Annotated in this window: 24 protein-coding genes; 11 read left to right on the forward strand and 13 right to left on the reverse strand. The window is 71.8% G+C overall.

Features of this window, described 5'->3' with window-relative positions:
• Positions 1–115 precede the first annotated feature (115 nt).
• Complete coding sequence (locus tag OG927_RS04280) at positions 116–244, reverse strand: hypothetical protein (RefSeq protein ID WP_274922884.1); 129 nt, start codon at positions 242–244, stop codon at positions 116–118.
• 52 nt (positions 245–296) lie between these two features.
• Between OG927_RS04280 and OG927_RS04285 the strand changes: the two genes are divergently transcribed.
• Entirely contained in the window at positions 297–746 is a 450-nt protein-coding gene (locus OG927_RS04285) for a hypothetical protein (protein WP_056795851.1), read from the forward strand.
• 142 nt (positions 747–888) lie between these two features.
• Here OG927_RS04285 and OG927_RS04290 read toward each other — a convergent pair whose 3' ends face one another.
• From OG927_RS04290 to OG927_RS04325, 8 genes are all read right to left on the reverse strand, one after another.
• On the reverse strand, positions 889–1,371 hold the full coding sequence (locus OG927_RS04290) for a hypothetical protein (RefSeq protein ID WP_056795854.1): 483 nt from the start codon (positions 1,369–1,371) through the stop codon (positions 889–891).
• 196 nt (positions 1,372–1,567) lie between these two features.
• Positions 1,568–2,251 (reverse strand): uracil-DNA glycosylase, encoded by a 684-nt coding sequence (locus tag OG927_RS04295; RefSeq protein ID WP_056796051.1) that lies wholly within the window; start codon positions 2,249–2,251, stop codon positions 1,568–1,570.
• Between the two features lie 88 nt (positions 2,252–2,339).
• Entirely contained in the window at positions 2,340–3,920 is a 1,581-nt protein-coding gene (locus tag OG927_RS04300) for an ABC transporter substrate-binding protein (protein WP_056795857.1), read from the reverse strand.
• 107 nt (positions 3,921–4,027) lie between these two features.
• Entirely contained in the window at positions 4,028–4,783 is a 756-nt protein-coding gene (locus OG927_RS04305) for an SDR family oxidoreductase (protein WP_056795860.1), read from the reverse strand.
• A gap of 22 nt (positions 4,784–4,805) precedes the next feature.
• The gene (gene fabG, locus OG927_RS04310) at positions 4,806–5,567 is read right to left on the reverse strand and encodes a 3-oxoacyl-ACP reductase FabG (protein WP_056795862.1); all 762 of its coding nucleotides are present in this window, start codon (positions 5,565–5,567) and stop codon (positions 4,806–4,808) included.
• Positions 5,568–5,768: 201 nt separating this feature from the next.
• Complete coding sequence (locus OG927_RS04315) at positions 5,769–6,152, reverse strand: DUF3037 domain-containing protein (protein ID WP_056795867.1); 384 nt, start codon at positions 6,150–6,152, stop codon at positions 5,769–5,771.
• Positions 6,149–7,033 (reverse strand): HipA family kinase, encoded by an 885-nt coding sequence (locus tag OG927_RS04320; RefSeq protein ID WP_330319736.1) that lies wholly within the window; start codon positions 7,031–7,033, stop codon positions 6,149–6,151. The genes OG927_RS04315 and OG927_RS04320 overlap by 4 nt, the downstream gene beginning before the upstream one ends.
• A 572-nt stretch (positions 7,034–7,605) precedes the next feature.
• Positions 7,606–8,514 (reverse strand): ion transporter, encoded by a 909-nt coding sequence (locus OG927_RS04325; protein ID WP_330319737.1) that lies wholly within the window; start codon positions 8,512–8,514, stop codon positions 7,606–7,608.
• Between the two features lie 414 nt (positions 8,515–8,928).
• Here OG927_RS04325 and OG927_RS04330 point away from each other — a divergent pair, with 414 nt between their 5' ends.
• The 8 genes from OG927_RS04330 (at position 8,929) to OG927_RS04365 (ending at position 18,087) form a co-directional block, all read left to right on the forward strand.
• On the forward strand, positions 8,929–9,855 hold the full coding sequence (locus OG927_RS04330) for an ABC transporter ATP-binding protein (RefSeq protein WP_124282995.1): 927 nt from the start codon (positions 8,929–8,931) through the stop codon (positions 9,853–9,855).
• Positions 9,852–10,664: an ABC transporter permease gene (locus OG927_RS04335; protein ID WP_330319738.1), complete on the forward strand. Its 813-nt coding sequence runs from the start codon at positions 9,852–9,854 to the stop codon at positions 10,662–10,664. Before OG927_RS04330 ends, OG927_RS04335 begins: the two co-directional genes overlap by 4 nt.
• 347 nt (positions 10,665–11,011) lie before the next feature.
• The gene (modA, locus tag OG927_RS04340) at positions 11,012–11,803 is read left to right on the forward strand and encodes a molybdate ABC transporter substrate-binding protein (RefSeq protein ID WP_330319739.1); all 792 of its coding nucleotides are present in this window, start codon (positions 11,012–11,014) and stop codon (positions 11,801–11,803) included.
• A 55-nt stretch (positions 11,804–11,858) separates the two neighbouring features.
• Positions 11,859–13,805: an ABC transporter permease gene (locus OG927_RS04345; RefSeq protein WP_056795885.1), complete on the forward strand. Its 1,947-nt coding sequence runs from the start codon at positions 11,859–11,861 to the stop codon at positions 13,803–13,805.
• Positions 13,806–13,923: 118 nt separating this feature from the next.
• Positions 13,924–15,021 (forward strand): hypothetical protein, encoded by a 1,098-nt coding sequence (locus tag OG927_RS04350; protein WP_330321294.1) that lies wholly within the window; start codon positions 13,924–13,926, stop codon positions 15,019–15,021.
• A 395-nt stretch (positions 15,022–15,416) separates the two neighbouring features.
• Complete coding sequence (locus OG927_RS04355; RefSeq protein ID WP_330319740.1) at positions 15,417–16,631, forward strand: MFS transporter; 1,215 nt, start codon at positions 15,417–15,419, stop codon at positions 16,629–16,631.
• Between the two features lie 280 nt (positions 16,632–16,911).
• Complete coding sequence (locus tag OG927_RS04360; protein ID WP_056795892.1) at positions 16,912–17,367, forward strand: Rieske (2Fe-2S) protein; 456 nt, start codon at positions 16,912–16,914, stop codon at positions 17,365–17,367.
• Positions 17,368–17,550: 183 nt separating this feature from the next.
• Entirely contained in the window at positions 17,551–18,087 is a 537-nt protein-coding gene (locus OG927_RS04365; RefSeq protein ID WP_330319741.1) for a pyridoxamine 5'-phosphate oxidase family protein, read from the forward strand.
• Here the strand turns inward: OG927_RS04365 and OG927_RS04370 are convergent.
• The gene (locus tag OG927_RS04370; RefSeq protein WP_319099524.1) at positions 17,981–18,940 is read right to left on the reverse strand and encodes a LysR family transcriptional regulator; all 960 of its coding nucleotides are present in this window, start codon (positions 18,938–18,940) and stop codon (positions 17,981–17,983) included. The genes OG927_RS04365 and OG927_RS04370 overlap by 107 nt on opposite strands.
• Positions 18,941–19,013: 73 nt before the next feature.
• Here OG927_RS04370 and OG927_RS04375 point away from each other — a divergent pair, with 73 nt between their 5' ends.
• Positions 19,014–20,015: a DMT family transporter gene (locus OG927_RS04375; RefSeq protein WP_330319742.1), complete on the forward strand. Its 1,002-nt coding sequence runs from the start codon at positions 19,014–19,016 to the stop codon at positions 20,013–20,015.
• On the opposite strand, the gene OG927_RS04380 is transcribed toward OG927_RS04375, so the two are convergent.
• A complete protein-coding gene (locus OG927_RS04380; protein WP_206431861.1) occupies positions 20,006–21,337 on the reverse strand; it encodes an aminotransferase class I/II-fold pyridoxal phosphate-dependent enzyme in 1,332 nt (443 codons plus the stop codon). The two genes, OG927_RS04375 and OG927_RS04380, sit on opposite strands and share 10 nt — an antisense overlap.
• 35 nt (positions 21,338–21,372) lie before the next feature.
• Here OG927_RS04380 and OG927_RS04385 point away from each other — a divergent pair, with 35 nt between their 5' ends.
• Entirely contained in the window at positions 21,373–22,068 is a 696-nt protein-coding gene (locus tag OG927_RS04385; protein WP_319099526.1) for a pyridoxamine 5'-phosphate oxidase family protein, read from the forward strand.
• 53 nt (positions 22,069–22,121) lie between these two features.
• On the opposite strand, the gene OG927_RS04390 is transcribed toward OG927_RS04385, so the two are convergent.
• Entirely contained in the window at positions 22,122–23,081 is a 960-nt protein-coding gene (locus OG927_RS04390) for a DMT family transporter (protein WP_330319743.1), read from the reverse strand.
• Positions 23,082–23,240: 159 nt separating this feature from the next.
• Positions 23,241–24,293 (reverse strand): EamA family transporter, encoded by a 1,053-nt coding sequence (locus OG927_RS04395; protein WP_330319744.1) that lies wholly within the window; start codon positions 24,291–24,293, stop codon positions 23,241–23,243.
• Positions 24,294–24,323 lie beyond the last annotated feature (30 nt).

Raw genomic sequence — 24,323 nt, forward strand, 5'->3', positions numbered from 1 at the left:
CCTTCGCACCGGTTCCGCCATCTCGGCATCGGCGGCCCGGGCCCCGCACCGGGGGCGTACCCGTAGCTGTGGCCGTCCCTCCGTCGGACGGCTGCCCGCACAGCGCACCGCGGCATCAGGTCTCGTGCGAGCTGAACGCGTGGCCGATCCCCGGGGAGACGACGCGCCAGGTGGTGGAGCCGGCGTGGATCCGGGACGTGCCCGCACGGGACACACCGCCGACCGCGTCACTCGTGCGGGCCAATCCTGGCGTAGCGGCTGTCCCGCTGAGGCACCGGCCGGGCAGAGTTGCCCAGGTGCATCGAACCGGAATCACCGCAACACTCCTGGTGGGAATCGCCGTCACCGCGGTCTCGGGCTGCGTCTCGGTGGAGCCGCCGCGAAAGACCGTGGCACCGCGCCCCGGCACCAGCAGACCCGCACAGGACGTGGCACCGCAGATCATGCAGCCTCCGGCCCGGGACTCCCTGGAGGCCCTGCCGGATCCTGCCGCGTCCGCCTCCGCGGCCGATGTCGCCGCCTCCACCCGGAAGGACGTGCCACCCGCTCCGCGCCCGCGTGCGCGGGCGGACGTCCCGCAGCCGCAGGTACCTCGCCTGCCTTCTCGGATCCCCGCCGCCGTACAGCCCGCCGCCCCGGGCGCATCCGTCTCCGGGGAGGACGTCTGCGCGCTGGGCAGGGGATTCGGACGCTGGCCGGCGGGGAGCCCGCAGTCCACGATCTGCGACGCCACGTACGGCCGCTGAACCCGGCGCGGCGGCGGGCCGGCAGGACACCGGCCGGATGGGCATCACCTGGACACCGGCGGATCGGTGTCACCGGGGCGCGCACGGATCGGCCCGCCCGGGAGCCGGCCGATCCGTGTCACCAGGGCACTGCGCCCCCGGCTCACTCCCCCGCGCCGCTCCTCCGCATCCGTTGCTCGAGCCGCCCGATGGCAGCCCGGATCCCTCCGCCGTAACCGTCGTCCGCCAGGACGCCGACGCTGTCCCACGCATGGTCCAGGTGGACGCGGGCCGCCTCGAAGCGCTCCAGCTTCAGGTAGTCCGCCGCGAGATTGAGGTGCAGCGAGGGGAAGAAGGACCGCACCGCGAGAGCGTCCCGGTGTTCAGCCGCAGCGGCACCGGTCAGCCCTTCGGCGGCCGTCAGCGCCCGGAGGTCCCACGCGAGCTCGTCCCCCGGATCGTCCTGGGTGTCGGCCATGTAGTGCGCGAGGGTGCAGCGGTGCAGGGCGTCCCCGTCCTCACCGATCTCCACCCAGATGGCCCGGAAACGATTGCGGGCCTCTTCCCTGTCCCCGCCGTGGAGCAGCATGACCGCCTGGCCGATCCTGGTCACGACAGCGTCCTTCGACGCCTCCTGCTGCTCCACGACTGAGGTCTCCCTGGTCACCGTGCGGCCTGTTCCCGTCGAGCCGACGCTAGCCGCAGCCGAAGGTGATCGCGCTCAGGCGCGGGCCGGATGCCCCGGCGTCGCCAGCCCGCCGGGGCCGCCCGGCCGGACCGGCGGCCCGTCCCGCCCTGCGGGGTCTACGGTCCGTGGACCGGGCCGGGCGCCCGGCCCGGTCTCAGGCCAGGTCCGGGATCCGCCAGTCGATGGCCTCGTGCCCCTGTGCGGCGACGGCCTCGTTGATCTGGGTGAAGGGACGGGAACCGAACCACTTCTTCGCCGAGAGCGGCGAGGGGTGCGCGCCCTTCACGATGACGTGGCGCTCCGGGTCGATCAGCGGGATCTTCTTCTGCGCGTAGTTCCCCCAGAGCACGAAGACCGCCGGGTCCGGCCGGGCCGCCACGGCGCGGATGACCGCGTCGGTGACCTTCTCCCAGCCCTTGGACTTGTGCGAGTTCGCCTCGCCGCCCCGGACCGTCAGCACCGCGTTGAGCAGGAGGACACCCTGCTCGGCCCACGGCATCAGATATCCGTTGTCCGGCACCGGCAGGCCGAGCTCGTCGTTCATCTCCTTGTAGATGTTGCGCAGCGAGGGGGGCGTCCTGACCCCGGGCCGGACAGAGAAGCAGAGCCCGTGGCCCTGCCCCTCGCCGTGGTACGGGTCCTGGCCGAGGATGAGGACCTTCACCCGGTCGTACGGTGTGGCGTCCAGCGCGGCGAACACCTGCTCGCGCGGCGGGTACACCGGCCCCTTGGCCCGCTCCTCCTCGACGAATGCGGTGAGCTCCTTGAAGTATGGCTTCTGCAGCTCTTCGCCGAGGACGCCGCGCCAGGACTCGGGCAGCAGGTCGGTGTCGGTCACGTCCACAACCTCCGGTAAGCAATCGGTTCTTGACCACAGAACCTACCGGGGGCCTCTGACAGCGGCCCCGCCGAGCCCCGGCCCGCGCCTACCAGCTGGCCTTGCGGTACAGCTCCCACATCTGCATGACGGTCTGCGGGTCCAGGGCGCGCTCACTGCCGCCGATGTCCTCGCCGGCCGCCACGTAGAGCTTGCCCTGCCACAGCGGCAGCAGCCGCACGTCATCGACGAGGATCTCCTGGGCGCGCCTGAACTGCTTGGCGACCGCCCCGCGGTCGCTCTCCTGGCGGGAGGAGGGAAGCAGGTCCTGGGTGATCTCCTTCGTCACGTAGGGCGTACCGGTGACGCTGTCCTTGCCGACGAAGGGTGCGATGAAGTTGTCCGGGTCCGGGAAGTCGGGGAACCAGCCGCGGCCGAAGACCGGGTAGTCGCCCTTGGTGAAGCCCTCCTGGAAGGTCTTCCACGGTGCGCTCTTCAGCGTGATCTTGAACAGGCCGGATGCTTCGAGCTGGCGCTTCAGCTCCGCGAACTCGGGGGCGGTGGAGGATCCGTAGCGGTCCGTGGTGAACCAGAAGGTCATCTCGACCGGCTCGTCGATCCCCGCCGAGCTGAGGATCTGCCTGGCCTTGCCCGTGTCCGGGTCGCCGAAGGAGTCGAAGAAGCTCGTGGTGTGGCCGGCGATGCCCTTGGGGACCATGGAGTAGAGCGGCTCGGCGGTACCCTGGTAGACCTTGGCGACGAGCTCGTCGCGGTTCACCAGCTGGGCGATGGCCCGCCGGACGGCGAGCTTGCCGGAGGCCGGGTCCGCGGGGTTGAAGACCAGGAAGCGGATGTCGGCGCCGACCGTCTCGATGACCTGCAGACCCTCGTTGTCCGACTTGTTGTCCTCGAGGCTGACGACCTCCTCGGCGGTGAGACCGCGGTAGGTGGCGTCGATCTCCTTCTTCTTCAGGGCCGCCACCATGGGGGCGGAGCCATCGAAGTAGCGGATGGTGACCGAGGTGTTCTTCCGGTGGGCGAAGCCCTTGTAGTCGGGGTTCTTGGCCAGCTCGGCCTTGCTGCCCGGCTCGTAGGCCTTCAGGACGTACGGTCCGGAGCCGGTGACCTTGCCGTCGTCGCGCAGGCGGTCCGCGGGGTACTCGCCGGGTGGGACGAGCGACATCGCCGGGGTCGCGAGGATGAACGGGAAGGTGGCGTCCGCCTTGCGGAGGTGGAAGACGACCGTGTCGTCGCCCTTGGTCTCCACCCGGTCGAGGGAGCCGAGGAGGCCGGCCGGTCCGCCCTTGACCTTGAGCTTCACGATCCGGTCGATCGAGTACTTCACGGCCTCGGCGTCGATCTTCTCGCCGTTGGAGAACTTCAGGCCGCTGCGGAGTGTGCACCGGTACGCCATGCTCGTGGCGTCGGTGAACCGGCACGACTCCGCGGCGTCCGGTTCAGGGCTCGTGCTACCGGTCGGGAAGCTGACCAGGGTCTGGAAGACGTTCCTCATCAGCTCCCAGGAACCGTCCCAGGCCGCCGCGGGGTCGAGTGTCGAGGGCGAGCTCGTCGTCCCGACAGCTATGTGCTGGTCTGTTTCCGAGCTGTTGTCGGACAGCAGTCCGCAGCCGGCCAGCAGAGAAAGGGAAGCAAGGGCTGCAGAAGCCTGCAGACTGGCCCGGTAGAACACGCGCACGCTCCTCGATCGGCCATGAGTCGGCAGACCATACCGCAGCGCCCCGCCGGGTCAACCCGGGGACCTGACGGGGCACTTGCGTCAACCAGACCCAAACCGGTTCAGGCCACGCCGGCGTTCAGGAAGATGCCGCCGTCCACCACGAGCGTCTGCCCCGTGACCCAGTCGGACTGGGCGGAGGTGAGGAACGCCGCCGCACCCCCGATGTCCTGCGGAACTCCGAGCCGGCCGAGCGGATAGGCGGCGGCCGCCTCGGCCTCACGGCCCTCGTAGAGCGCCTCGGCGAACTTCGTCTTCACCACCGCGGGCGCGATGGCGTTGACCCTGACCACGGGCGCGAACTCGTGTGCCAGTTGCAGGGTCAGGTTGACCATGGCCGCCTTGCTCATGCCGTAGGCGCCGATGAACGGCGACGCGGAGACCCCGGCGACGGACGCGATGTTGACGATCGCACCGCCGTTCTCCTTCTGCCAGGCCTTCCAGGTCTGCTGGGCGAAGCCGAGCGCCGAGATCACATTGGTCTCGTAGACCTTGCGGGCGACGTTGAGATCGAGCTCGGCCATCGGCCCGAAGACCGGATTCGTACCGGCGTTGTTGATCAGGAAGTCGACCCGGCCGAACGCCTCCATGGCACGCTCGACGGCCGCCGCCTGATGCGCCTCGTCGTGCGCCTTGCCCGCGACAGCGAGCGCCCGGTCGGAGCCGAGCCTCTCGACCGCCTCCTTGAGGGCGTCCTCGCCGCGGCCGGTGATGACGACCCGGTCCCCCCGGGCCACGAGCGCCTCGGCGATGCCGTAACCGATGCCCCGGCTCGCACCCGTGATGAGCGCGACCTTGCCACTGTCCTGCACAGTCATGATGTCCGTTGCCCTTCCGGGGTCAGTTGAGCGGTCCGCCGGCGACGTACATGACCTGTCCGGAGACGAAGCCCGCGTCGTCGCCCGCGAAGAAGGCGATGGCGTTGGCGATGTCCTCGGGCCTGCCGACGCGCTGCACGGGGATCTGGGTGGCGGCGGCGGCCTGGAACTCCTCGAAGCCCATGCCGACGCGGGCCGCCGTCTGGGCGGTCATCTCGGTGACGATGAAGCCCGGGGCGACGGCGTTGGCGGTCACACCGAACTTGCCGAGCTCCTTGGCCAGCGTCTTGGTGAGGCCCTGCAGTCCGGCCTTGACGGCGGAGTAGTTGGCCTGGCCCCGGTTGCCCAGGGCCGACGAGGAGGAGAGCGAGACGATACGGCCGAACTTGGCCTCCACCATGTACGCCTGGACGGCCTTCGCCATCAGGAACGCGCCCTTGAGGTGCACGTTCATCACGAGGTCCCAGTCGGACTCGCTCATCTTGAAGAGCAGGTTGTCGCGGAGCACGCCCGCGTTGTTGACGAGGATCGTCGGAGCGCCGAGCTCGGCGGCCACGCGCGCGACGGCGGCTTCCACCTGGGCGCTGTCCGACACGTCGCAGCCGACGGCGAGGGCGGTGCCCCCTGCGGCGGTGATCTTCTCGACCGTGTCCTTGCACGCCGCCTCGTCGAGGTCGAGTACGGCGACGGCGCGGCCCTCGGCCGCCAGGCGTACGGCGGTGGCGGCGCCGATGCCCCGTGCCGCTCCCGTCACGATGGCGACGCGCTGCTCGGTGGTGGACATGCTTGGTTCTCCTCGCCCTTGGATCGCGGCTCAGCGGACGTCAGGAAGTTCCCGATAACTGAGCAACCGCTTAGTACCTTCAGCAGACGAGACGCTAGAAGCCCTGGCACGCGGTGTCAACGGCCCACGGGGGCACGGGCGCATGTCACACCGGACGGCGCCGCGACCGCGCATGTCGCGGACGGCGCCACCGGTGCCGGATCAGCGCACCAGCAGGTCGAGCAGCCGTTCGAGCTCGGCCTCGGGATCCGCGGTGAGTCCGCTGTGCACGACGCCCGGCTGGACGACCGTGGAGCGTGGCGCGATCAGCCAGCGAAAGCGCCGCCCGGCGTCGTCACCAGCCGCCTGGCCTGCCGCTTCGCCGCCGCAGCAGACTCCCTCGACAGCGCGCAGAGCGGCCTGGACACCCACCACGTCGGCCTGCGGATCCAGGGCCCTGAGCTTGCGCTCGTCCAGGAGGGTACGCGCGGCGACGAAGGACTTCGCCCGGCAGTAGACCAGCACACCCGCGTTGAAGCACTCGCCGCGCTCGACCCGGGGCACGACGCGCAGGACCGCGTACTCGAAGACATCGCGCTTGCTCATCGGTCGCCGTCCTCGGTGTTCCGTCCGGCTTCCGCCCGGACGCCGCGGTCCCTCTCCGTCGCCTGCGGCCTCGGGGCCAGACGCTCGGTGACCCAGCCGGGTGCACGGGAGGGCTGGGTCCTGGTGGGCTCCCCGATGAAGATCCGCTCGTGGATGCTTCCGGCACGCGCCAGCAGCGGCTCCACGTACGCCCGCCGCAGCGAGTCCGTCGTCTCGAATCCCGGCTCGCCGGCCAGCCACTCGTCCGGCACCTCGGCGGCCACCTCGGTGAGCAGTTCCTCGGTGACGAGCGGGGCGAGCTCGGCGGCGGCAGCGGCGATGTCCGGGGCGAACGGCGCGAGGACGTGGTCCGAGGCGTTGTACGGCTTCGCCGCGGATGCCTGGGCGCCCGGCCAGTTGTGGTGCCAGATCATCGTGGCCCCGTGGTCGATCAGCCAGAGGTCACCGTGCCAGATCAGAGCGTTGGGATTGCGCCAGGACCGGTCCACGTTGTTGATCAGCGCGTCGAACCAGACGACCTTCCCGGCCTCCGCCGGATCCACCTGGTAGGCGAGAGGGTCGAACCCGAGCGAGCCGGGGAGGTAGTCCATCCCGAGGTTCAGCCCACCGCTCGCCTTGAGAAGCTCCTGCACCTCCTGGTCCGGCTCCGCGAGCCCGATGACGGGGTCGAGCTGGATCGTCACCAGCTCGGGCACCCGCAGCCCCAGCCGCCTGCCCAGCTCTCCGCAGATGACCTCCGCGACCAGGGTCTTGCGGCCCTGCCCTGCGCCGGTGAACTTCATGACGTACGTGCCCAGGTCGTCGGCCTCGACGATCCCGGGCAGGGATCCGCCCTCCCGCAGGGGCGTGACGTAGCGGGTCGCTACGACCTCTTGCAACACTTTCCCAGGCCACCCATCTCTTCAGCCTTACAATCCATGGACGGCACCTTCGCTGCGCAGAAGCGGGAAGCGCCGGTCGGCGGCATTGGGGAGAATCTGGGGCGTTCCGGCCGGCAAGCCGGTCCCCTCGATCCCCCAGCAGACCGTCGATGGTGCCGCGCACCTCACTGCCGGCCTCCGGCACGAAGTGAACAGAGTAACCGAGGGTGATCGCGGGCGAGGAGTGTCCGAGCCGCCGCGGCGAGGTCACGACGGACTCTCCGGCTGGATGCCGGCCTGCACCTCCGAAGAGGTGCTCACGGCTGCCGGGATGACGGAGGACGCCCGTCGTCGAGGGCGCCCGTTGCGGGCCGTCGTGCTGATCGCCGAGCAGTGTGGGCACCGGCGGCCCGTGCCCGGAACCATCGACCGGACTCCCGTCCGGTCGTCGGCACCCGGCGCCGACGGTCGGCGGCCCGTGCCGACCCGAAGGCGCTGTGGCCCGAGGCCGGGCGCGTGCGTGGAAACGGTCGCTGTGCGCCGGACAGCTGGGGCGTCAGCTCGCGCACCGCCCCGAGCGCACTCCCGGAGCCTCACGCCCCGGTCCGCCCCGCCTGCCCGGCGCCCCGGCACGCGCAGGACGCCGGAGGGGCCACCAGGCCGGATTCCATGGCGTCCAGGGCATGGCGGGCCGCGGCGAGCTGTGCCCGCAGAGCCTCGGTCGGGTCGTCACCCCGGGGCTGCCGCCTCGGCACGGGGCCTTCCCGTTCCTTCTCCAGCTCCCGGGCCTCCTCCAACGAATTGATGACGACGCCGATGAGGAGGTTGACGAGCAGAAACGAGCCGAGCAGGACGAACGAACCGAAGTAGAAGATCGTCCACCGGGAGACCTCAAGGCCACCGCGTACGGCGTCGCCGAGTCCGTCGAGCGTCATGAGGAGAAAGAGCGTGAGAGCCGCACGGCCGAATGACCCGAAGTGCTCGGGATCACCTTCGGCCAGGAGTACCCATCCGACCATGGCGTACACGTACAGCAGGAGCGCTCCGACGAGGGCGAAGCTGAGGGTGCCGGGCAGGCTCTTGCCGACGGCGACGATCACGATCCGCAGTTGCGGCAGGAACCGGGCGGCGCGCAGCACGCGCGCCAGGCGCAGGAGCCGCAGCGCGGTGGCGTTCTCACGGGCGAACGGCATGAAGGCCACGACCACGACGATCAGGTCGAACACGTTCCAGGGATCGCGCAGGAAGTCCCTGGGCCGGTCGGCGTGGGCGGCAGCCCGCAGGAGTATCTCGATGGTGAAGACGGCCAGGAAGAAGTGCTCCGCAGCCTTGAGGGCGCCGTGCCATTGGTACATGAGGCCGCTGTACGTCTCGATGCCGAGAAGGACGGCGTTGGCCGCGATGAGACAGAACACGGCGCTGGAGAACGCGTAGGAGTCCACGATGCGGCGGCTGCGGCGCGCGAGCCCGTGCCGCAGGTGCACGGCCGTCCGGTCGAGCATGGGTGATTCGTTTCCTCACAGACCTGATTCCGGACATTCCACTCAAGCCGCGGAGAGATGATCCCCGGACGGGTGCCGTCCCCCCATGCTTCTACACCGGTGTAGAAAATGCGAGCCGGGCACGGCCAATCCTGCGTTTTCCAGGCGGACTTCACGACGTCGATCGACCTGGACCAGGCATGGGCGGACAGGAGTCCGCCGGCTGTTCTCGCCGCTCCCGTCGGGGCTCGGAAGGGCGTCCCGACCGCACCGAGGGGCGCGGCCGGTGTTGAACCGGCGGGTCCGCGGGCCGACGGCCCTCCCTGCGGATGTCCGCGGCCGTTCGCCGTGTCACCGGTGCACATGACACCTGTCATACGAACCCGTGACACGGCGCACTGCTCCCGGCCCTTCGCCGCCGGGAGGGTGGAGTGCATGGACACAGTCATCGAAACCGTCGGACTGAGGCGGAGCTACCGGGGGTTCGACGCCGTGCGCGGCATCGACTTCACGGTCGCCCGGGGAGAGCTGTTCGCCCTGCTGGGGACCAACGGAGCGGGCAAGACCTCGACGCTCGAGATCCTGGAGGGCCAGGCCACCCCCACCGGTGGGACGGTCCGGGTGCTCGGCCGGGACCCGTTCCGCGAGCGGGCCGCCGTCCGGCCCCGTATCGGAGTGATGCTCCAGGAAGGCGGCTTCCCGCCGGAGTTGACGGTCCTGGAGACCGTCCGGATGTGGGCGGGCTGCACCAGCGGCGCCCGGCCCGCGGACGAGGCCCTCGCCCTGACGAACCTGAACCACCGTCGCAAGGTGCGCGTCAAGCAGCTCTCAGGCGGCGAGCGCCGCCGCCTCGATCTCGCGCTCGCCCTGCTGGGCCGCCCCGAGGTGCTGTTCCTCGACGAGCCGACGACCGGCCTCGACGCGCAGTCCCGCCGCGACACCTGGGAGCTGATCGGCGAGCTGAAGGCCCAGGGCACGACCGTGCTGCTCACCACGCACTACCTGGAGGAGGCTGAGCAGTTGGCCGACCGGCTCGCGATCATGCACCGGGGGCTGATCGCCACCACCGGGCGGGTGGCCGACGTGGTGGCCGAACGGCCCTCCCGGATCAGCTTCGAGCTGCCCGGGGACCGCCTCCTCGGCGAACTGCCGCCGCTCGCCCCCATGGGTGTGACCAAGCACGAGACGGAGGGCAGGACCGTCCGCCTGGAGACCCGGGACCTGCAGCGCACGGCCACCGAGCTGCTCACCTGGGCGCAGCACGCCGGGGTCACCCTGCATGCCCTGGACGCCCGGTCGGCGTCACTGGAGGAGGCGTTCATGGAGATCGCCAAGAACCTGGACAACGAGGAGACACGATGACGACGACCGCACCCGCCCGACCGGTGGCCACGACCGCGACCGTGCGGTCCGGTCCCGCTTCCCGGATGGCCGCCCTGGGACGCGCGGAGCTGGCGCTGCTGGTGCGCAGCAAGGCGGCGCTGGTCACCGCGCTCGTACTGCCCGCCACGATGGCCGTTTCGATGCGCGGCCTGGTCAAGAGTCTCGACCTGGGCGGCACCGGCCTGTCGATCGCGACCGTCCTCGTGCCCGGAACGCTGGCGATGGCCCTGTTCTTCTCCATCTACACGAACCTGGTCGGCGTGTACGTCACGCGCCGCGAGAGCCTGGTGCTCAAGCGGCTACGCACGGGCGAGGTGCGCGACTGGGAGATCCTCGCCGGTGGTGCGCTGCCTGCGGTGCTGCTGGCGCTGGTCCAGTGCGTCGTCCTTGCGGTCGGCCTTACCGCGGTCCTTGACACCTCGGCACCGGCAGCGCCGCACCTGCTCGTCCTCGGTCTGGTCACCGGCTCCCTGCTGCTCGTGGCCTGCGCCGCACTGACGGCCGCGTTCACCCGGACGGCGGAGAGTGCGCAGCTGACGTTCCTGCCGTTCATGCTGGTGACCATTGCGGGGTCCGGGCTCTTCCTGCCGCGTGAGGTGCTGCCCGGTGCGGCGGCGGACATCAGCGTCTGGCTGCCCTTCTCACCGGTGATGGACCTCCTGCGGGGCGGCTGGACGGGTGACCTCGGCTTCGTGGACCAGGGACGTCCGGTGCTCGCGGCCATGGCCTGGACAGCTGTGGCGGCCCTCGGTGTACGGCGGTGGTTCCGCTGGAGCCCGCGCCACTGAGTGTCCGACCGTGTGTGCGCCCGCTCCGCGGTGCGGGCCACCCCGGACTTGACGCAGGTGCGAGGGAAGACAGCCCTGAACATTGTATGTGCGAGGCCCGCAGCCCTATTGTGTGGCACATGCAGTCCCCTGCCATCGGCCGGACGGCTCGGCTGCCGGGTGATCGGCTTCGACGCCGTCCGGGCACCGGACGCGTTGCGAGCCGCGAAAGGCGGAACGCGCCGGATCGGCGGCGGGGACCCGGCCTCGTTCACGCTCGCAGGCGCCCGAAGGGGACACCGGTGAGGCCCCGGTCCCGCACATCGACCCGTGGCCGGCCCGGCCACATCCCCAAGGAGTCCGCCCTCATGTCTCTCACCTCCACCCGCCGCCGCACCGCGGCCGCGGTCCTCACGGCGGCTGTACTCGTGCTGCTGGCGGCCTGCGGAAGCGAGGAGAAGGACTCGGGCGGCGCCTCGGCCTCCGGTGGCCCGAGGATTGATCTGACGGTACTGGCCGCGTCCTCGCTCACCGATGTCTTCAGGACGGCCGGTGCGGCGTACGAGAAGGAGCACCCCGGGACGAGGGTGACGTTCTCGTTCGCCGGCTCGCAGGAGCTCGCCGCCCAGGTGAGGCAGGGCGCTCCGGCCGACGCGCTGGTCACGGCGGACACCAGGACGATGGACGGCCTCACCTCCGACACCGGGACGCCGACCGTCATCGCGAAGAACCGTCTGGTGATCGCGACGGGCAGGGGCAACCCCGAGAAGGTCGCGAGTCTGAAGGACCTCGCCGATCCCGGGCTGAAGGTCGTCCTCGCGGCGCCCGAGGTGCCGGTCGGGCGCTACAGCCGGGAGATCCTCGACGCGCAGAAGATCGACGTGAAGCCGGTGTCCCAGGAGCCGAACGTCCGCGCCGTCCTCAGCAAGGTCGAACTCGGCGAGGCGGACGCCGGTCTCGTGTACAGGACGGACGCGGCGACGGCCACCGACAAGGTCGACGCCATCGACATCCCGGACGCCCAGAACGCCGTCGCCTCCTACCCGGCGGCTACGCTCAGGACCTCGGAGAACAGCGAGGCCGCGGCCGCGTTCGTGACGTGGCTGTCGTCCCCCGACGCCCAGAAGTTCCTCACGGACGCCGGCTTCCAGAAGCCGTGACGGGCCTCCGGGCGGGCGGACCGCCCACACGGCACTTCCAGCTCAGGGATCCTCGATGAGAAGACTCCGCCACCGCGCCACCGGCCCCCGCGTGCCGATCGCCCTGGCGGTCCCCGCGCTGCTGGCCGTCGTGTTCCTGCTGCTGCCCCTGGCCGGGATTCTCTCCCGCACCTCGTGGCACGACCTGGGCACCCACCTGACCAGCCCCGGGACGACCGAGGCCCTGACGTTGTCCCTGATCGTGTCCGCCTGGGCGCTGGGCCTGTCCGTCGTCCTCGGTGTCCCACTGGCCTGGCTGCTGGCCCGCGTCGAATTCCCCGGCAAGGCCTTCGTCCGCTCCCTCGTGCTCCTGCCGATGGTGCTGCCGCCCACCGTGGGCGGCGTCGCCCTTCTCCTGGCCTTCGGCCGGCGGGGGCTCCTCGGCCCCTGGATGGAGGACACGTTCGGTATCACCCTGCCGTTCCACACGTCCGGCGCCGTCCTCGCCGCGACCTTCGTCGCGATGCCGTTCCTGGTGATCAGCCTCGAAGGAGCGCTGGGCGGGCTGCACCCCCGCTACGAGGAGACCGCCGCTTCCCTGGGAGCCTCACCGGTCAGGGTGTTCTTCACCGTCACGCTGCCCATGGTCGCCCCCGGGCTCGTCGCGGGCGCGGCACTGACGTGGGCCAGGGCGCTGGGGGAGTTCGGTGCCACCATCACCTTCGCGGGGAACCTCCCCGGCACTACACAGACGCTTCCGCTCCAGGTCTATCTGCTCCTCCAGGACGACCCGGAAGCCGCCACTTCGGTCTCCCTGCTCCTGCTCGTCATCGCCATGGCCGTGCTCGTGGCCCTGCGCGGTCGCTGGACCGGGACCCCGAACACCCCGGGGAAGCGGCGGGCCCCGGCGGACGACTCCGGGCCCGCCGCACGGCTGGACGCCCAGGCCGTCCCGGAGGCCACGCACGACTCCGCGGACACCGGGGACACCTGGCCGCTGCACGCCACCGTCACCGGTTTCGACCACCTGACCCTCGACGCGGATGCCGGGACGACCATCGCCGTGGTCGGCCCCAACGGCGCCGGCAAGACCACACTGCTGCGCGCACTGCTCGGCCTCACCCCCCGCGCCCACGCCGAACTCCGGCTCGGCGACAGTGACGTCACCACACTCCCCCCGCACCGCAGGGGCGTGGCCTGGGTACCGCAGGACGGTGCGCTCTTCCCCCACATGACCGCACTGGCCAACACCGCGTACGGGCTTCGCTCGCACGGTGTGCCGCGTGCGGAGGCCGGTCGAAGCGCCCAGCGGTGGCTGGACCGCCTCGACGTGGGTCATCTCGCGCACCGCAGGCCGGCGCAGATCTCCGGAGGCCAGGCGCAGCGCGTCGCGCTCGCCCGGGCTCTGGCCGCCCGCCCCCGACTGCTCCTCCTGGACGAACCGCTCGCCGCCCTCGACCAGACCACCCGCGCTCACGTCCGGCACACCCTTCGGCGCCATCTGGACGGCTTCGGCGGCGTGTGCCTGATCGTCACGCACGACCCCGTCGAAGCCGTCGCGCTCGCCGACCGGGTACTCGTCCTCGACGGCGGGCGGGCCCTGCAGGACGCACCGCCCACCGAGGTGACCCGGCACCCGCGCTCCCCCTGGGTCGCCCGCATGCTCGGCCGCAACGCGTGGCCCGGCCTTGCCACGGCTGAAGGCATCCAACTCGCCGGCGGTGGTGTCCTCATCACCTCGGACCCGCTCCCGCCCGGCACGGACTGCCTCGCGATCATCGCTCCGGAAGCCGTGGCCGTACATCTGGAGAGGCCCACCGGCAGCCCCCGTAACGTCTGGCCCGGCACGGTGCGCGAGATCACCACCAGCGGGAGCCGGCTCCGCGTCCTGATCACGTCGGACCGCGCACCCGACCTCGTCGCCGAGGTCACCCCCCAGGCCGTCGCCGAGCTCCGCCTCGTCGAGGGAACGCCCGTCTGGGCCGGCGTCAAAGCCGTGGAAGTGTCCGTCGTCGCCCTCTGAACCACCCTCGGCGCAGGGACTCCTGAGCCGTCGGGGGCCGATGAGCTGTGTGATGATGCACGCTGATCGGCGGCCCCGGGGAGGGGCCGTGCGCAGGGAAGAGGGCGGGGAGCACAGCGTGGGCAAGGGTGAGGAATCCATACCGGACGAGGAGTGGGAGCGCTTCCTCCGGGAGGCGGAGGCAGGGAGCGCGGGGGCGCCCGAGGAGCCGTCGGCGCGGGCCCGGATGGTGACGCGGCGGTTGCGGGAGGAGCCGAGTCCGCCGGAGGGCTGGCGGACTCACCGGCCCGCCCCGCCGCGCAGCAACAAGGGCTGGTACGCGGCCGGTCTGCTGGTTGTGGTCTGCCTGCTGGTCGTGACGATCATGCCGGGTCGGGTGGCCGGGTGGTTCGGAGTCGGGAGCGGCGACGGCGCACCGCTCGCCGCCGAGTCGGAACGTCCTGATCAGGCTCCGGCGGAAGAGGTGGTGGCTCAACCGCCCACGCTGGAGGAACCGTTCAGAGGATCGCCCGCAGCACGGTGGGGTGACGGCATTGCGGCCCTCCCGGTGCCCGCGGCCCGGGCCACCGGCTGGATGAGCGCGAAGGAGGTCGCGCAGACCCTGGACCGGACCCAGGATTTCATCGCCGCGTCCAGTCTGGATCCGGATGTGCTGCTCGGGGAGCGGCCGTCGAGGGCCATCGCCCTGATCAATCCGCATCAGAAGGACGTGCAGGACTTCCTGGGCGCCGCGTTCCGCACGCCGAGCCGTGAGAACGACCCCCTCCTGCTGTTCAGCCGCTTCGAGAAGGACGAGGTGCGGCTTGTCGAGGATGTGGTCAAGACCCGCGGAAGGATCACGTACCGGCAGGGTGAGCGCGGTGCGGTCGAAGTGAGCACCGATGTCACCTTCGTCTACCCGGTCGTACGTGCCGAGGCGGGAAGCGACGAGGTCACCCGCACCATCGTGCGCCGCGAGGTCGTGATGAGCTGGGACGACCCGGCCAAGGTCATCACTGAGCCAGGGACGTTCTCCCTCGTGTCGTACAAGGTGGACACCACCAACGGGGGCTGCGGCACCTATACCGGCTATCTCACTCCCGCGTTCGGTGCCGAACGCGCGGTCTCGGGCTCGGGGAACGGTGCCGAGGTGGACCCGTACGACCGGAGCACCTCGATGGACGCGCACCTGCGTGAGAACGGCGAAGAGGGATGCGGTACCGCCACCCGTTCGTGAAGGGCCGCGGACCGCACGGCGGGCCCTGAGTGCGGTTGAGGGCCCCGCCCGGGCCCGGCGGCTCACCGCCGCCTCCTTGCAGCCGGTCACCTCCGCGATGCCTGGGTGGAGGTCGGCCGCGCCGGTGCGGGCCCGGTGCCCTCGTCCCCGTACGCCAGGGGGTGATCCCGGCGCCGACCCGCACCGCGTGCGCGGCCGTCGGAGAGGTGTCCGCGGTGGGCCCGGACCGTCGCCCGTGCCGAGGCCCTTTCCGGTGACGGTCGTGTCCGGGCCGCAGCAGACGCACGGTACGACCGGCGCCGGCCCTCGTTGATGTCGGATTTCGGCCGGACCCGGGCGCCCGCCCTTGCTGGAATGGAACTCACTCCATCCGAGGCCGGCCCGGGACGGGACTCATGACCACGCTCGACCCTGCCGACGCCACCGAGGCGCCGGACCGCTCACCCTTCGTCTCCTGGGCGGCGGTGGTGGCGGTGATGCTGGGAATCTTCTCACTCGTCACCGCGGAGATCCTTCCCATCGGGCTTCTCACCTCGATCGGCACCGACTTCGCCGTGTCGGACGGCAAGGCCGGCCTGATGATGACGATGCCCGGCCTGCTGGCCGCGGTCTCCGCCCCTGTGGTGACGCTCGCCACCGCCCGCGCCGACCGACGGCTCATGCTCTGCGCGTTCATCCTTCTCCTCACGCTCGCCGACTTCGTCACCGCGGCAGCGCAGGACTACGGCACGGTTCTGCTGGCACGAGTCCTGGTCGGCGTCTCCGTAGGCGGCTTCTGGTCGATCGGGGCAGGCCTGGCCGGGCGGCTGGTGCCGGCGGAATCGGCCGGCCGGGCGACAGCCGTCGTCTTCTCCGCGGTTCCCCTCGGTTCGGTCCTCGGAGTACCACTGGGCACCCTCATCGGCGACGTCGCGGGGTGGCGCACCGCGTTCCTGGTCATGGGGGTCTTCACCGGTGCCGTCCTCGCCCTGCTGCTGGTGGTCCTGCCCCCGCTGCCGCCCGTGCGGGCGACCCGGCCCGACGTGCTGACCGCCATGCTGCGCGGCACCGGCACCCGCTTCGCGCTGGCCCTGACGTTCCTCGTCGTCCTGGCCCACTTCGGGGCCTACACCTACGTGGCACCGTTCCTGGAGCAGGTCACCCGGGTGAGCGCCGGGGCGGTCACCGTGCTGCTGTTCGTCTACGGGGCGGCGGGCCTCGTCGGGAACTTCGCCGGCGGATCCGCCGTCGCACGGTATCCGCGCGGCGCGTTCGCCGTCGCCGCTTCGATGATCGCCACGGCTACGCTGCTGCTCCCCGTGCTCGGGCAGTGGCGTGCCGGCGCGGTGGTGCTCCTCGTCGTCTGGGGTGCGGCCTACGGAGCCGTACCGGTGTGCTCACAGACGTGGTTCGCCAGAGCGTCACCCGGCACACCGGAAGCGGCTTCCGTTCTGTTCACCGCGTCGTTCCAGGCGACGATCTCCGTCGGGGCTCTCGCCGGCGGACTGGTGGTCGATCGCTCGTCGCCCTCCTCGGTCATGGTCCTCGGCGGGATCGCGGCCGTTCTGGTGGTGCTGGGCATCGGAGCGCACCGCGCACGGCGTATCTCCTGGCCCGGCACGGAGCGATGAGCGGCCCCGCCCTCGGCCGGTGGAGGGGCGCGGCATGCCGAAGGGGGGCCTCTGCCCCGCGAGCGGCACGGGCCCCGGCCCGGCGAATCGTCCCGGCGACGGCAGTGGGGGCGGGGCGGGGGCGGCCCGCACCCCGACGACGCGGACGCCCTCGCGACGGCCGGGACGGTCGGCCCGCAGGGGCTCCCGGCCCCGAGGAGTTTCCCCCGCACCTGAACGCACGGGCACGCAGGCCCGTATCCAGGTACGACGTCATGATTCCGATGAAGGGAAAGCCGGGATGAGCGCATCGCAGGAGCGTCAGGTCCGCTTCGGGCGCCGAACCGTCGTCACAGCGGTCGGTGCGGTGGGAGCGGCGGCCGTTCTCACCGCGTGCGGCGGTGCGAGCGACTCGGGCGGTTCGGACACGGTCCAGCCGGCCGGGGAGGGCGACGGCGCGGACGGCGGCGGCGCGGTCCTCGCGAGGACCGCCGACATCCCCGAGGGCGGCGGTGTGGTCTTCGCCGACCGGGGCGTGGTGGTGACGCAGCCGAAGGCCGGCGAGTTCAAGGCCTTCTCCTCGAAGTGCACCCACCAGGGCTGCGCGGTGAAGGGCATCGCCGACGGCGTCATCAACTGCCCCTGCCACGGCAGCACGTTCGACGCGGCGACGGGCGCGGTGACCGGTGGCCCCGCGACGCAGCCACTGCCCGAGAAGGCGATCCAGGTCCAGGGGGACTCGATCACGCTGGCCTGAGGGGCCCCGGCACCGAGGCTCCGCCGGGCGGCCGCGTCGGCGTCACGACACGAACCGCCGGGCGGGTGCCATTGCGTGATCCGGGACGAGGCTCCATGATTCCGATTGGTCCCGGACGACCGCGCGCGGGCCGTGCGGTCCCGCGCCGGCGCGCGACCGGCCCACCTCGACGAAAGGCGTCCCATGACCGCCACCCAGCGCCGCGGCCGCCGGATCATGATGAGCGAGGCCGAACGGGACGCCTACCTCACCGGGCGGCGCACCTGCCGGGTCGCCACCGTGTCCCCGGAGGGGCGGCCCCACGTCGGGGCGCTGTGGTACGTCTGGGACGGCACGTCGCTCTGGCTGTACTCCCTCACCCGGAGCCTGCGCTGGTCGCAGCTGCGGCACGACCCGAAGATCGCGGTGGTGGTCGACGACGGGGCGGAGTACGCGGAGCTGCGCGGCGTGGAACTCTCCGGCGAGGCGGAGTTCGTCGGCGAGGTCCCCCGCGAGGGTGCGGCCTGCCCCGAACTGGATCTGCCGGAACGGATGTTCGCGAGCAAGTACTTCGGTATGGACGAACTGCCGCACGACGGTCGGCACGCCTGGCTGCGCCTCACTCCGGAGACCGTCACGTCCTGGGACTTCCGGAAGCTGGCCGATCCGGCCCCGGATCCCGGGCAACCGGCGCCTCCAGAGCCTGCCCCGCGGCACGCAGCGCCTCCACCGCGGCCCTGATCGACGGCCGGCGGTCCGCGTCCGTGCGCCACACCGCGTGGACATGACGCCGCATCGTCTGCCGCACCGGCACGAGGCGCACACCGTCCGGCACCGGCCCACGCCCCAGCCGGGGCGCGACGCAGACGCCGAATCCGGCATCGATCAGGGCGAGCTGGGTGTGGTGTTCACCCGCGAGATGCGCTATGCGGGGCTCGATGCCCTTGGACCGCAGCGTGAACATCAGCCAGTCGTAACAGAATTCGCCCTCCGGCCAGGACACCCACTCGTCTTCGGCGAAGTCCTCCAGATCGACTTCCGCACGGTCCGCGAGCGGATGGCCGGCCGGCATGGCGATGTCCGGTGCGTCGTCGAGGATCCATGCCTTGGCCAGGCCACCGGGCACGGGCAGCCTCTTGTTGCTCCAGTCGAGCACCACGGCGAGGTCGACATCCCCCCGGAGCACGGCGCGGATGCCGCTCTCCGGCTCCAGCTCCGTCGTGCGCAGTTTCAGATCGGGATGGTCGGCGCGCAGCGCCATGAGGGCGGCCGGGAACAGTCCGCGGGCGGCCGTGGGGAACGCCGCGATCCTGACTTCGCCCACCACCTGGCCGCGTTGGGCCTCGATGTCGGACTGGGCGACCGCCACCTGGGAGAGGATCTTCGCCGCATGGTCGGCGAGCAGCCGGCCCGCGTCCGTGAGGCGGACTCCCCGGCCGTTCTTGGCGAGGAGCTGCTGCCCCACCTCGCGTTCCAGCTTGGACATCTGCTGGGAGACCGCCGACGTCGTGACGTGGAGACCGTCGGCGGCGCCGCTCACCGAGCCGTGCCGGGCGAGTGCGTCCAGTGTACGGAGGCGCTCCAGATTCAACATATAAGCGATGCTACGCGAAAGGACCCACAAAATCTCACTTGTTCTACGCGAAGTGTGCCGTCATCGTTGACCCATGAGCGCCCCTCCCGCACCGAGAACCGTGCCGCCGCCCGGCACCCCCCTGCCCGCCACCGCCGCCCCCGCCCCGCGCCCGGCCGTCGACTGGCGCATCCGCTTCGTGGCGCTCTCCCTCGTATGGGGATTCAGCTTCCTCCTCATCAAGGTCGGCACGGACGGATACGCCCCGTTCCAGGTGACGTTCGGGCGGCTGCTCTTCGGTACGGCGGTCCTCGCCGTGGCGATGGCGGTCCGCCGGGAGCGGCTGCCACGCTCCGGCCGGACCTGGGGCCACCTCTTCGTCGCCGCGTTCTTCCTCAACGCGCTGCCGTTCTCACTGTTCGCGTACGCGGAGCTGACCATCCCGTCCACCCTCGCCGGGATCTGCAACGCCACCTCCCCGCTGTGGGGCATGGCGCTCTCGCTCGTCGCCCTCTCCGAGGACCGGCCGACCCGCCGCCGCGTCGCCGGGCTGGGCCTGGGCTTCATCGGTGTACTGACGGTGCTGGGAGCCTGGCAGGGGTTCTCCGGCCTGGACCTCAGCGGTACGGCCATGGCCCTCCTGGCCTCCCTGAGCTATCCGATCGGCTGGATCTACCTCCGTCGCACCCTGTCGGGCACCGGCTCGTCGGCGCTGGCGATGACCGGCAGCCAGCTGTTCCTCGCCACGCTGCAACTCGCCGTGGTCACCCCTCTGTTCACCTCGCTCCCGGACAGCGTCCCGCTCCTCCCGACGCTTTCCGTGATCGCCCTGGGAGCAGTCGGAACGGGCTTGGCCCTCCTCATCCAGTACGGCCTCGTCACGGAGATCGGCCCGACGACGGCACAGATGGTCACCTACTTCATCCCGGTCATCGCCACCGCGGCCGGCGTGGCCCTCCTCGACGAGCCGCTGAGCTGGAACACCCCGGTCGGCGCCCTGATCGTCCTCGTCGGCGCCGCCCTCACCCAGAGCCGCGCCCGCGCCAGGCCGGTCCCGTCCTCCACCGGGTCCGGGGAGACCGCCGCTCAGCCGTGACCGACCGGCCTGACCGGACCCGCCGCGGCCGCGACCGCGTCCGCCAGCGGCGCGATGTCGGCCGCGGCCAGCGGGGACACCGTCAGGCGCACCCCCTGCGGCGAATCCATCCGGAAGCGCGCCCCCGGGGCCACCGCCCATCCGGATTGCAGCAGCCGGGCCACCGCCCCGGTCTCGTCGCTGACGGGCACCCACACGTTCATCCCGCTCCGGCCGAACGCCGGGACACCCCGCGCCTCCAGCGCGCCGATGAGCGCGTCCCGGCGCTCGCCGTAGGACCGGGCGATGACCGCCGCGTCCACAGCCCCCGACATCCACAGGTGCGCCACGGTCCGCTGCAGCAGCATGCTGACCCAGCCGGGCCCCAGCCGCTGCCGTCCGGTCACCCGGTCCACGGTCAACGCGTCGCCCGTGAGCACGGCGAGGCGCAGATCCGGTCCGTACGCCTTGGCCACGGACCGTACGAGCGCCCAGCGCTCCGTCACGCCGCCCAGGGGGTGCAGGGGCAGGTCGACGATGGCGTGGCCGTGGTCGTCCTCGATGAGCAGGACGCCGGGATACTCCGCGAGTACGGCCCGGAGCTCCTCGGCCCTGCGGCCGCTCACCGCCGCACCGGTCGGGTTCTGGGCCCGGCCGGTGACGACCAGCGCCCTGGCTCCCGCCCGCAGGGCCCGCTCCACATCGCCGGGCAGCGGCCCCTCGTCGTCCAGTGCGACCGGAACGGCACGCAGCCCGAGCGCCGGGACGAGATCCAGCAGTCCGCCCCATCCGGGGTCCTCGACGGCGACGGGGTCACCCGGCTTCAGGTGCGCCGACAGCACCCGCTCGATCGCGTCGAGGGCCCCGGAGGTGACCGCGAGCGGCCCGGCGGGCACACCGTCGGCGTCCATCGCCGCCCGGGCGAACGCCGAGAGTTCCGGCAGGACGGGCACCTCTCCGTACATGCCGGGCTGCCGCGCGTACGCTTCCGCGGCATCGGCCAGTGCCTCGCCGATGTCCGGCAGGAGGACCGGATCCGGGTTGCCCTCGCCCAGGTCACGCACGCCCGGCGGTGCCTCGATCCGGAGCGAGCCGCGCGCCGTGCTCGCGGGGCGTGAGCGCACCCTGCTCCCCCTGCGGCCCGCCGTCTCGATCACTCCGCGCTCACGGAGCGTCCGGTAGGCGGCGGCCACCGTGTTGGGGTTGACGCCGAGCAGCGACGCCAACTCCCTCATCGGGGGCAGCACATGGCCCGGTGCGAGGTCCCCGGAACCGACCCCGCGCTCCACACTCGCGGCGATTTCCGATGCGCGCCGCCCATTGATCCGATACTCTCCTAGCACAAACATCATTATGCACTAGTGCAATGGAGTAGGCAATGCCCGACACCGCAACACCCGACAGCACCGGGACGGACGCCGCAGCCCCCTACGAGCCGACCGGGCGCACGGTCCCGAGCCGGGCCGGGCAGCGCGCTTCGTACGACCGCGAGCTCGTCCACTCGATACTCGACGAGGCCTACCTCTGCCACCTGGGATTCGTCCGCGACGGTGCGCCGGTCGTCCTCCCCACGCTCTTCGGCAGGGTCGGGGAGCGGCTCTACGTGCACGGCTCGACGGGGTCCCGCCCGCTGCGCGACACGCGTGCGGCGGATCCGGGCATGGCGGTCTGCCTGACGGTCACGCACGTCGACGGCCTGGTACTGGCCCGTTCCGCCTTCCACCACTCGATGAACTACCGCTCCGTGGTGGTCCACGGCATCGCCCGCACCGTGACCGACCCGGAGGAGCGGCGCGTCGCACTCGACGCCATCGTCGACCAGGTCGTACCGGGCAGGTCCGCGGACTCGCGGCCGGCCGACACGAAGGAACTGGCCGCCACGGCCGTCATCCGCCTCGACCTCGAGGAACTGTCCGCGAAGGTCCGCACCGGTGGCCCCAACGACGATCCGGCGGACCTCTCGTTGCCGTACTGGGCCGGTGTGGTTCCCCTGGCCCGGGGATACGCCGCACCGGTCCCGTCCGACGATCTGGATCCCACCGTCCCTGTGCCGGACTACCTGACCGCGCTCTGAGGCGCCCCCGCCGGGCCCGTCGCCGTCCCGGTCGCCGACGGGCCCGCACCGGATCAGGCCGGCACGGCCTTCCTGCTGCGCGGGGCCGCCGCCGCACCGCGCGCCTCGGCGTAGGCGAGTCCCGCCACCGCGAGGAGCAGGAGCAGGGTGCCGGCGACCGTGGCCGCGGTGAGCCGCTCCCGCAGGACGGTCACGGCGATGACCGCGGCACTCACCGGCTCCAGGAGCATGATCACGGAGACCGTGGCCGCCCGGACCGTCGCCGCGCCCGCGAAGTACAGCGCGTAGGCGAGCGCGGTCGGCACCGCCGCCACGTAGACCAGCAGCCACAGGACCTGACCCGTCGCGGCGGTGTGCGGCACCAGCCCCTCGGCGACGGCCATCGGCAGCAGCCCCACGGCGCCGATGCCGAAGGCCCACGCGGTGGTGGAGAGGGCGTCCCCCGACGCACCGTCACGGCCCAGCCGGCGGGTCAGCAGGGTGATCGCCGAGTAGCCCGCGGCGGACAGCAGCGCGAGCAGGACCACTGCGGGCCGCACCTCGGCCGGCTCCCCGCCGAGCACCAGCACGGCGAGCCCGGTGAGCGCACCGGCCACGGCGGCGATCCCGCCGCGGCCCAGCCGCTCCCCCAGGACCAGCCGCGCACCGACGGCGATGAGCACGGGCCCGGCCCCCAGGGTGACGACGGTCCCGACGGTGAGTCCGGTCGCCTGGACCGCGGCGAAGTAAGCGCTCTGGAACACGGTGAGGCCGATACCGGTCCCGAGGATGCGCAGCAGCCGCCGGCCCCTGGGCTCCCCGGAGCGGCGAGGGCGCCGGGGGCGCAGGACGAGCACCCCGGCCAGCAGGACGAGGCCGCCCGCGCAGCGCCAGAACGACAGTGCGAGAGGGCCGAGGTCGCTGACCCGGAAGAGGAGGGAGGCCGCGGCACCGGCCGTACCCCAGGCGACACCGGCAACGACGAGGTAGATCAGGCTCCGCCCGATGGGCAGGCCGGGAACAGGGAGGGACACGTGGGATCTCCGGAGGAAGAGGGGAGGGTGGTCGCTCGGCTCCGCACGCGGGCAGCGACGACCCGCTCGGGACGTACCCGGGCCCGGTCTTCGTCAGGAGTGGCTGCCGCGTACTAGGCGGCAGGAGGCGGAAGTACGGTGCGCTGCATGATCGCCACCCTACGGTCCGGCCGGACGCCCGGACAACCTCCCCTCGCCGGCGGCGGACGCGCCGGCGCCCGCCGCACCCTCCGGCAGGAGTCCCGGGGTTCCCGGGCCGGAAACCACCGGGCCGGACGGCGGCCTGGGCGCGGACGACTGGGCGATGAACGCCCCGATCAGCACGATGCAGCCGCCCACGAGCTGGGGCATGGAGAGGTGTTCGCCGAGCAGTACCCAGGCGAGCACGGTGGCGATGACCGCTTCCAGGCAGGCGACGACACCCGCCACCTGAGGTGAGAGCAGCCGTACGGACACCACTCCGGTGACATAGGCGAGCACGGTCGCGAGGAGGACGATCCAGCCGAGCAGCAGCCACGCGGGGACCTGGTGCCCGTTCATGGCCGCGCTCCCGCCGAGTGCCATCCAGTCCATGCCCCACGGCCGGGCCACGACCGTGAGGACGGCTGCGCCGACCAGCAGTCCGTAAGCGATCACGCCGACCGGATGCGGCGGCCCGGCGTCCGCGGAACCCCCGCCCCCGGCGTCCTGGCTGCCCTGGTCGGACAGGACGAAGTAACCCACCTGGCAGCACGCCGCCCCGAGTGCGAGCAGCAGCCCCACGGCGTCGAAGCTCAGACCGGCCCAGACCTCCACGACACAGGCGAGTCCGCCGACGGCCAGCACCACACCGGCCGCGGCGGCCCGGGTGACGGGCCTGCGCTGTACGAAGCGCACCCAGCCGAGGACCAGCGCGGGCGCCAGGTATTCGACGAGGAGAGCGACCCCGACGGGGATGCGGGAGATCGAGGCGAAGTAGAAGGCCTGTACGCCGGCCACGGCGAAGAGCCCGAACCCGGCCAGCAGTGCGGGCCGTTCACGCACCAGGTTCCGGTGCTGCCAGGCGACGGGCAGCATGACGAGAGCGGCACCGGTCACCCTTAGCCACACCACGTGCAGGGGGTCGAGCCCTGCCTCGATCAGCGGTTTGGCCGCCACTCCCGAACCACCGAACGCGAAGGCCGAGGCAAGGGCCAGGCCCAGCCCGGCACTTCTCCTCTGAGACGTGTGCATCGGCACATCATGGCAGCTGATGTCAGGAGC

The organism is Streptomyces clavifer, from assembly GCF_036345975.1.
In the GTDB taxonomy this organism is placed as follows: domain Bacteria; phylum Actinomycetota; class Actinomycetes; order Streptomycetales; family Streptomycetaceae; genus Streptomyces; species Streptomyces clavifer.